Origin of the sequence: Spirillospora sp. NPDC047418 (assembly GCF_040643275.1) — a bacterium.
Classification (GTDB): Bacteria; Actinomycetota; Actinomycetes; order Streptosporangiales; family Streptosporangiaceae; genus Spirillospora.
Map to the genome: position 1 here is coordinate 1 of NZ_JBEYTW010000174.1, position 7244 is coordinate 7244.

At 67.4% G+C, this 7244-nt stretch carries 9 protein-coding genes and 1 pseudogene; 3 read left to right on the forward strand and 7 right to left on the reverse strand.

Annotation, left to right across the window (positions count from 1 at the left end):
• Positions 1-99: 99 nt before the first annotated feature.
• Positions 100-453 (reverse strand): hypothetical protein, encoded by a 354-nt coding sequence (locus ABZ806_RS44410; RefSeq protein ID WP_500225922.1) that lies wholly within the window; start codon positions 451-453, stop codon positions 100-102.
• A 449-nt stretch (positions 454-902) separates the two neighbouring features.
• Between ABZ806_RS44410 and ABZ806_RS44415 the strand changes: the two genes are divergently transcribed.
• Together ABZ806_RS44415 and ABZ806_RS44420 are read left to right on the forward strand one after the other, a co-directional pair.
• Positions 903-1727 (forward strand): helix-turn-helix domain-containing protein, encoded by an 825-nt coding sequence (locus ABZ806_RS44415; RefSeq protein WP_500225923.1) that lies wholly within the window; start codon positions 903-905, stop codon positions 1725-1727.
• A complete protein-coding gene (locus ABZ806_RS44420) occupies positions 1724-1933 on the forward strand; it encodes a DUF397 domain-containing protein (protein WP_500225924.1) in 210 nt (69 codons plus the stop codon). Before ABZ806_RS44415 ends, ABZ806_RS44420 begins: the two co-directional genes overlap by 4 nt.
• Before the next feature lie 531 nt (positions 1934-2464).
• On the opposite strand, the gene ABZ806_RS44425 is transcribed toward ABZ806_RS44420, so the two are convergent.
• The 6 genes and pseudogenes from ABZ806_RS44425 to ABZ806_RS44450 form a co-directional block, all read right to left on the reverse strand.
• A complete protein-coding gene (locus tag ABZ806_RS44425; RefSeq protein WP_500225927.1) occupies positions 2465-2761 on the reverse strand; it encodes a helix-turn-helix domain-containing protein in 297 nt (98 codons plus the stop codon).
• A gap of 4 nt (positions 2762-2765) precedes the next feature.
• Positions 2766-3128, reverse strand: a complete 363-nt coding sequence (locus ABZ806_RS44430; RefSeq protein ID WP_500225929.1) for a type II toxin-antitoxin system RelE/ParE family toxin — start codon at positions 3126-3128, stop codon at positions 2766-2768.
• Positions 3129-3311: 183 nt separating this feature from the next.
• A pseudogene (locus ABZ806_RS44435) lies at positions 3312-3641 on the reverse strand (HIT family protein); the annotation flags it as partial.
• A 64-nt stretch (positions 3642-3705) separates the two neighbouring features.
• Positions 3706-4593: a DUF1963 domain-containing protein gene (locus ABZ806_RS44440; protein ID WP_500225931.1), complete on the reverse strand. Its 888-nt coding sequence runs from the start codon at positions 4591-4593 to the stop codon at positions 3706-3708.
• A 32-nt stretch (positions 4594-4625) separates the two neighbouring features.
• Positions 4626-4934 carry a winged helix-turn-helix domain-containing protein gene (locus tag ABZ806_RS44445; RefSeq protein WP_500225933.1) on the reverse strand — a complete coding sequence of 103 codons (309 nt, stop codon included), beginning with the start codon at positions 4932-4934 and terminating at the stop codon, positions 4626-4628.
• Positions 4931-5392, reverse strand: coding sequence for a hypothetical protein (locus tag ABZ806_RS44450; RefSeq protein WP_500225934.1), 462 nt, complete (start codon positions 5390-5392; stop codon positions 4931-4933). The genes ABZ806_RS44445 and ABZ806_RS44450 overlap by 4 nt, the downstream gene beginning before the upstream one ends.
• A 209-nt stretch (positions 5393-5601) precedes the next feature.
• Between ABZ806_RS44450 and ABZ806_RS44455 the strand changes: the two genes are divergently transcribed.
• A complete protein-coding gene (locus ABZ806_RS44455; protein ID WP_500225935.1) occupies positions 5602-7140 on the forward strand; it encodes an alpha/beta hydrolase family protein in 1539 nt (512 codons plus the stop codon).
• Positions 7141-7244: the final 104 nt, after the last annotated feature.

Consider the following 7244-nt stretch of genomic DNA (forward strand, 5'->3'; position numbering starts at 1 on the left):
CTGGCGACGCCGTCACCAGGCCCGATCCCAGGCCAGCCACTACCACCGACAAGCCACTCAAGCATGAAGATCGCGATCTACAACTGGAGTACTAGCCTGCTAATTCGGCGGCCGTCCACCGAGCGCACAGACCACCCACGGGACGAGCAGCTCCGCGATCCTGACGCAGGCGGCGCCTACCTCGTCACAGGGCGCCAGCAATTCACCGGTGCCGGACTTGAACCACCACCGGCCTGCTTCGTCCCGGACCACCATGACGCTGTCGCCGATGCAGGGCACACGCGGATCGAACACCCGCAACAGCGGTATCGCGCCTCCGAACCGGGCCTGGGTGCTCCACCCGCGCCGCCGCAGCAGGCGGGCGAGGCGCCGCAGATGACGCCGCGCCCGCAAGCCGTCCAGCAGAGATGGTGCGGCCGGCCATAGCGGGGGAAGACCGACCGGCCGCACCACCTCCTCCCCTCCTCGGACCGTCCCGAAGGACGGCCCGCCCTGGCGACGGGCCCGGTCCGTCACCAGAGTCTCCGGACGGCACCACGCGCCCGGAGAGCCTCCAGCCTCAGCTCAGCGCGCAACTCGGCCGGGTCCGGCCGCATCACCGTGGCGTCGACACCGGCCTCCGGGTCGATGAGCGTGGCGACGTATTCGCCGAGCTTCCCGTCCCAGCGGCGCGACCGCCAAATGCGATGTCCCGGAAAGTCCTTTCGGAGCTGATCGAGAGCAGGGTTATCGAACGAAGATGTGTCTTTCAAGGAAGGCCCCGAGGTCGGATTCGCTGGCGGTGAATGTGTTATAAGAATCACAGCGTTGTGTTCTTCGCCGCCAGCAACCCCCCAGGTGGAGCCCGCAACCTCCCGAGAGATCAACGAAACCCCGGAATGGGTTACACGTAGGAGCCCCCCATGGGATCGCGCAACGAACCATATGAAGCCCCCGCAATTCAGGCATTCGCCACCGAATTGACGGCATGGCGAACGCAGGCCGGCCTCACCAAGGTCGCCCTGGCCGAAACCCTCGGCTACACCCCGCAGTGGATCAGCCAGATCGAGGCGGCCAAGAGCATCCCGTCCAAGACCTTCGCCCAGAACCTCGACACGTTCTTCAAGACCAACGGGGTCTTCGAGCGGCAGTGGAAGCGCATCATCGACACCCGCCACCAGGGCATCCTCCCGCCCGGCTTCGCCGAGTACATGGAACGAGAGGTCGAAGCGAACCAAATGCGAGCGTTCGACCTGACCCTTGTCCGCGGGCTACTCCAGACCGAGAGTTACATGCGGGCGGTCGTCGGCTACCGGCAGGATCCGGAGACCGCCGAGCGCCTCGTGCAGGAACGCCTGAAGCGCCAGAGCGTGCTGACCCGTGAGGGAGCACCGGACGCTTGGTTCACCATCGACGAGGGTGTCCTGCGGCGAGAGGTGGCGGGCCCAGAGGTGATGCGAGAGCAACTCGAACACATTCTCAGCATGAGCGAGCGTCCCAACATCTCGATCGACGTTGTTCCGCGTAGCCCCAGGTACTACCCGGGATATGCGGGAGGATTCGTCATCTTGGGCTTCGCCAAGGCGCCGGACGTCGTATACGGAGAGATGGGCGGGCAGGGATTGCTCATCCAGGACCCAAGGGTCGTGCGGGACTTTGCAGTAACGTACAACTCACTGCGAGGTGATGCACTCCGCTTCGCGGAGTCGCGATCCTTGATCAAAAGCGTCATGGAGGAGTACGGATGACCACACCCGATCTGTCAGCCGTAAAGTGGCGCAAGGCTAGCCGCAGCGATCATCACGGTGGCGAATGCGTCGAGGTCGCGGGCCTGACCCCCCAGGTTGCTGTCCGGGATTCCAAGGATCCGGACGGCCCGAAACTGACCTTCGCCGCCGCCGACTGGCGCGCCTTCACGAGCCGCATCAAGGGCAACGTCCCCGACCTGCCCTGAGAGACGTCCCCGACCTTACGACGAGCCTCCGCCCATGATGGACGGAGGCTCGTCCTCGCGTCGCCGTCACGCCGTAGCGTTCCGGCTCGGGCCGCCCTGGGTACACCGCCACCAGCGGTGCGCGCGTTCCAGTTCGTCCCAGAGGTTGCGAGGCCATGCTGGGTGACACTCGCGTCGCCGCCGCAGGGGTCGTGTGTCGCCAGGATGAGGGATCATGCCGAGCCCGGCGGCGTCTACTGCCCGACCTGCTGCGTGAGTTAGGACGGTCGTCCATCCGGTGCCGGTGCCGTCTCGACGGCAGGTCTGAGCGTTGCGGAGCTGGGGGCCGATCGTGGTGTCGCTGTGGACCGCGCGCCAACCAGGCATCCGGATCTACCCCCGCCATATCGGAGAAACTCTCCTGTCGAGTGTTCGGTGTTCGGTCATGACCGAACACCGAACACCTACGGCCTCGGCGACGGGTCGGGGTAGCGACGCCCCCCGCACATGTGGGCGGGGGTGTCCACGTTCTTGATCGCCTCGGGGACGCCATCATGCGGCGTCGGTGAACTCCACCCTGAGCCTGGCGCCGAGCGCATGTGCGAGTCGATCGAGGACCCCGATCGTCGGGGTTGGACCACCCGACTCCAAACGGGAGAGAGCAGGCTGAGTCAGGCCCGCCCTCTTGGCGAGTTCTGCTTGGGTCAGTCCCAAGGCCAGCCGACGCTCGCGGACCGCGTTGCCCAGTTCAAAGGCCAGGCGAGCTTCGTCACGCCCCGCACGAACTTCATCGTTGTCGCGGCCCGCCCCGGGCACCCATCGACGGTGCGGGCTGTTGTGCTGTGGCACGATCTCACACCTCCCTGATGTAGTCGTCCCCTTGCGCATGGCCGTGTCCGGCCTCGCACTGCTTGCGTGCACGCATTGCACGCTCTACCTCGGCGATCTCGCGCTCCCTCGACTTGCAGAAGACCGTGAGCAGGACGATCCGGCGGCCAGGGGCGAGCCAGTACGTGACGCGGACCTCGCGTGGATGAAGGTGGAGGCGGAGTTCCCTGAGTCCGTCGCCCAGATGCCGTGACCACGGCTCTCCCAAGGTCTCGGCGTTCTCCGCGAGGAGTGCGACGAACCAGTCGACACGGCCGAAATCTCGGTCAGCGAGCGAGTCCAGCCAGTCGCGGATTTCAGGCTCAATCTCAACGTCATACAGCCCCATGCATTGAACGCTATATGCACTGAACGCTATCACGGGGCGAGTTGGAGGGGTAGAAGCACCTGTATCTCTTCGTCCGGTGCCCGAGCGTCCGACATGTCGGAAAGACTTCGGTCGAACCTCCGGGACGGCCGATGTGACCATTCTGGCGCCGATGATCACGGGGTCGCCGCGCCTCGACGTTCGTCAGGTGGGCGAGGCGGTGGGGTTGGACAAGGTCTGTCGTAGGTGTGTGGCCAGTTGGAGCCGTAGGTCGCGGGGTGCCGGGGCCTTGCCGGGGTTGGGGATTACGAGGTTGTCGCCGTCGTAGCGCGGGATGACGTGCACATGCAGGTGGGAGATCATCTGGTTCGGCGTGTCGTTGTTGTTGAGCCCGGTGGTTCCCACCGCCCCGAAGGCCGGCGGGACGGAGTGCGTCAGGCAGGCGACCACGTTGAACACCTCGACCAGCAGCGATGGCTCGGCAGTGTGCAGTGCGGTCACGTGCTCGACCGGGCAGACGAGGGCGTGAGCGGGGTTGGCGGGTCGGTGGACAGTGGCCGGTGGCCGGTGGCGTCACTTTACCGGGGTGGCGGGTTGGTCATGGTGCTTCGAAGGTGGTCACGGCCAGTGCCTTGTCCAGGCGGGCGGCGGCCAAGTCGTCGTGGCGGATCACAAAACTCGTGCAGTAGACCTCGTACTCCGGGAGTTCTCTGGCGAGCGATATCCATTCGCTCGTCAGTCGGTGCTTTTCCTCCTCCAGGTGGGAATACCATTTCGCGATGGGGATGGCGGGGATCTCGCCTGCCTTCTCGCGTCCCGCGAGGGTCTGCTCCGCGATGCTGTTGATCACGTCGTCATCGGCGTACCCGCCGATGACGACGCCGGCGCCGGACGGCCAGAGTTCGTAGGCCAGAGCCCGGAGTTCGTCCAGGTGCGGCAGGTCGCGCTCCATGTACCGGGCCAACTGCTGCTGGAAGGGCGACATGTCCTCAAAATCGAGGTCCTCCCAGTACTCGTGCCAGTCCTCGTCGCCCTCCTGGAGCCAAAGGGGCAGTCCGGAGACGAGGTTGGAGTTGACGTCGAGATGCTCCTGGACGCCCACGGAATCGGGGGCTTCCGCGACCGCGGTTTCAGTGTCGTCCGGTACATACACGATTTGCGCATACCTCCCGGAAGTGTCCTCGTGGTCCATCTCCTGGTCCACGAAGAAGAGCAGCGTTCCGTCAGCCGGGAGGTCGAGGCCGTCGACTCTCGGCAGCGCCCCACAATCGACAGAGAAGAGGAGCGGCAACGAACTGCCCCCGGCGGATGGCCATTTCATGCCCACCGGGAGTTGGGGCAGCCCACCGAATTGCCCGACCGGAGAGCCACCGCCACCCGCGTACAATCCGATCGACAGACGAAGGTGCTGGCTGAATCTGCTGATCTCGTCGTCCGGGATTCCCAACTCAAGCGCTGCCGAACGAAACTCACCCCGGTGATCCATGCCCAAGAAGATAAACCATCGCCGCGTCGCGGTCAGCGGTCGGTGTGGGGGGTGTCGGCGAGGGGGCGGCCGACAATCTGCTGGAGGGTGGTGACGTAGTCGTCGAAGGCGCGGCGGCCTTCCTTGGTGAGCTTGAACCAGGTCCGGGGGCGCTTGCCGACGTAGCCCTTCCGGATCTCGATGTAGCCCGCCTTCTCCAGCGCACTGGCGTGCTTCGACACGACCGAGTCGCTCATGTCGAGGCTGTCGCGGACGAAGGCGAACTCGGCTTCGGTCGCGGTCGCCAGCAGGGAGATGATCTGCAGCCGCGCCGGCGTGTGGATGACCGGGTCGAGGTTCATCGGGCGACCTTCCCGGCCAGCCGCGCCAGCACCAGGCTCTCGACCGGACGGGTGGTCGCCGCCGCGTAGACGACGGTGACGGCGCCCGCGATCGCCTTCTGCCAGACGGCCGAGTCGGTGAACGCGCCGGCGATGAGCGGGACCACGCCCCAGACGACGAAGAGCGAGGCGATCCACAGGGCCATGAGGGTGCCGGCCTTCGGTGTCCACGTGCCCGGCCGGAACCTGATGCGCATCCGGGTGGAGAGCGTCGTGACGAGGCCGAGGAGCCCCGCGACGGCCACGGCGGTGAGGACGACCTGGGCCGTCCCGTCCACGTCGGAGGCGATCGCGGCGGTGGTGCCCAGGGTGATCACGCCCGGGAGGTACCACATCGGCAGGCGCTGGTCGGCGTAGGCCCGCTGCTGGGTCTGCTCGATCGCGGAGAGGGCCTCGGCTGCGTTGGTGAAGTCGTTCATGGGGGGACCGCCTGCTTCCTTGAGAAGTACTTGCCAAGTAGGAAAGTACTTTCTACTTTCCGATCCGTCAAGTACTTTCCGGGAGCCGGGACCTGGGAGGCGGGGGCGGGGGCGCGGCCGGAGGTGGACGGCGCCGCAGGTCTAGGCAAGGCGGGCCGTGCAAGGTATTACTTACTCGTCGGTAGTGGATCTTGGCCCCGGAGTCGCGCATGTCCCCTCGCGCCGGAGTGCGGCGTCTCGCGCTCGCAGCCGTCCTGTCGGTGGTGACCGTGCTGGGGACGCTCACCCCCGCGGCGGCGGCCGAGGACGCGTCGCGGCAGGTGACCGTCCGCTCCTTCGACGGCACCGGCATCGTCACGTACTTCTTCCGCGCGCCCGGCCTGCGCGCCGGCGAGCGGCGGCCGGTGATCATGCTGGGCCACGGCTGGGCCGGACGCGCCGAGACCGACCCGGCGGGCGGCATGCTCGGGACGCTGCTCGGCGCCGGCTACAACGTCGTCACCTGGAACGCCCGCGGCTTCGGCTCCGGCGGCGAGGCCAACGTCGACGACCCGCGCGTCGAGGGCCGGGACGTGCAGGCGCTCATCGACTGGATCGCCCGGCAGCCGGAGGTCCGGCTCGACCGCGCCGGGGACCCGCGGCTAGGCATGGCGGGCGGCAGCTACGGCGGCGGCATCCAGCTGGTCACCGCCGGGCTGGACCGGCGGGTGGACGCCATCGCGCCGACCATCGCCTTCAACAGCCTGCTCAACAGCCTCTACCCCGACGAGATCTTCCGCTCCGGCTGGGGACTGCTGCTGTGCTCGGGCGGGCTCCAGTCCGGCAACCGGCTCTCCTGGCAGGTGACCAAGGGCTGTGTGACCGGGATGGCCAGCGGCACCGTTCCGAAGGACGTCGCCGACTGGTTCGGCGCCCACGGCCCCGACTACCTCGTCGAGCGCATCACCGCGCCGACGCTGCTCCTCCAGGGCACGGTCGACACCCTGTTCCCGCTGCGCGAGGCCATCGCCAACTACAAGACCCTCGCGGGCAACGGCGTGCCGGTCAAGATGGTGTGGTTCTGCGGCGGGCACGGCGTCTGCTCGACCAAGCCAGGCCCGGCCGACCACACCACCAACGCCACCCTGACCTGGTTCGACAAGTACTTGCGGAACAAGCCCGTCGACACGGGCGCCGGATTCGAGTACATCGACCAGAACGGCGTCTACCGCACCGCTCCGTCCTACCCGCCCGAGCGGCAGGGGACGTTGCGCGCCACCGGGTCCGGGGCGATGGCCTTCTCCCGGGCCGACGCCCTCCAGTACCTGGACGACGGCGGGGAGGGCGGTGGCCCCGGCGGCCTGCCGCTGCCAGCTGTGGCCGCACTGCCCGCGACCAAGGCCGTCAACGTGCACCTTCCGGCCCCCGCCGCGTCTGCCCAGGCCGTCGGGACGCCGCAGGTCACCCTCCGCTACCGCGGCCTGGCCACCAAGCCCCGCACCTTCCTGTTCGCGCAACTCGTGGACCGCAAGACCGGTGTCGTCGTCGGCAACCAGGCCACGCCGATCCCGGTCGTCCTGGACGGCAAGCCGCGCACCGTAACCCGCACCATCGAAGCGATCTCGTTGGCCGTGGATCGCGGCAGCGACATCGATCTCCAGATCGTCCCCATCACGGGCCTGTTCGACTACCAGCGCGCGGCCGGTGCCGTGACGCTGACCGCCGACGTCACCGTCCCCCTGGCGGCGGGCCAGCCCGCGACCGACTAGCCCCCCACCTCGTTGATCTGCGGCGTGTTGTTGTTATTTGGGCGGGCGTAAAAAAAAAACCCCCCCGGGGCAAGGATACCGGGGGGGGTTGGGGGGGGTGTAGT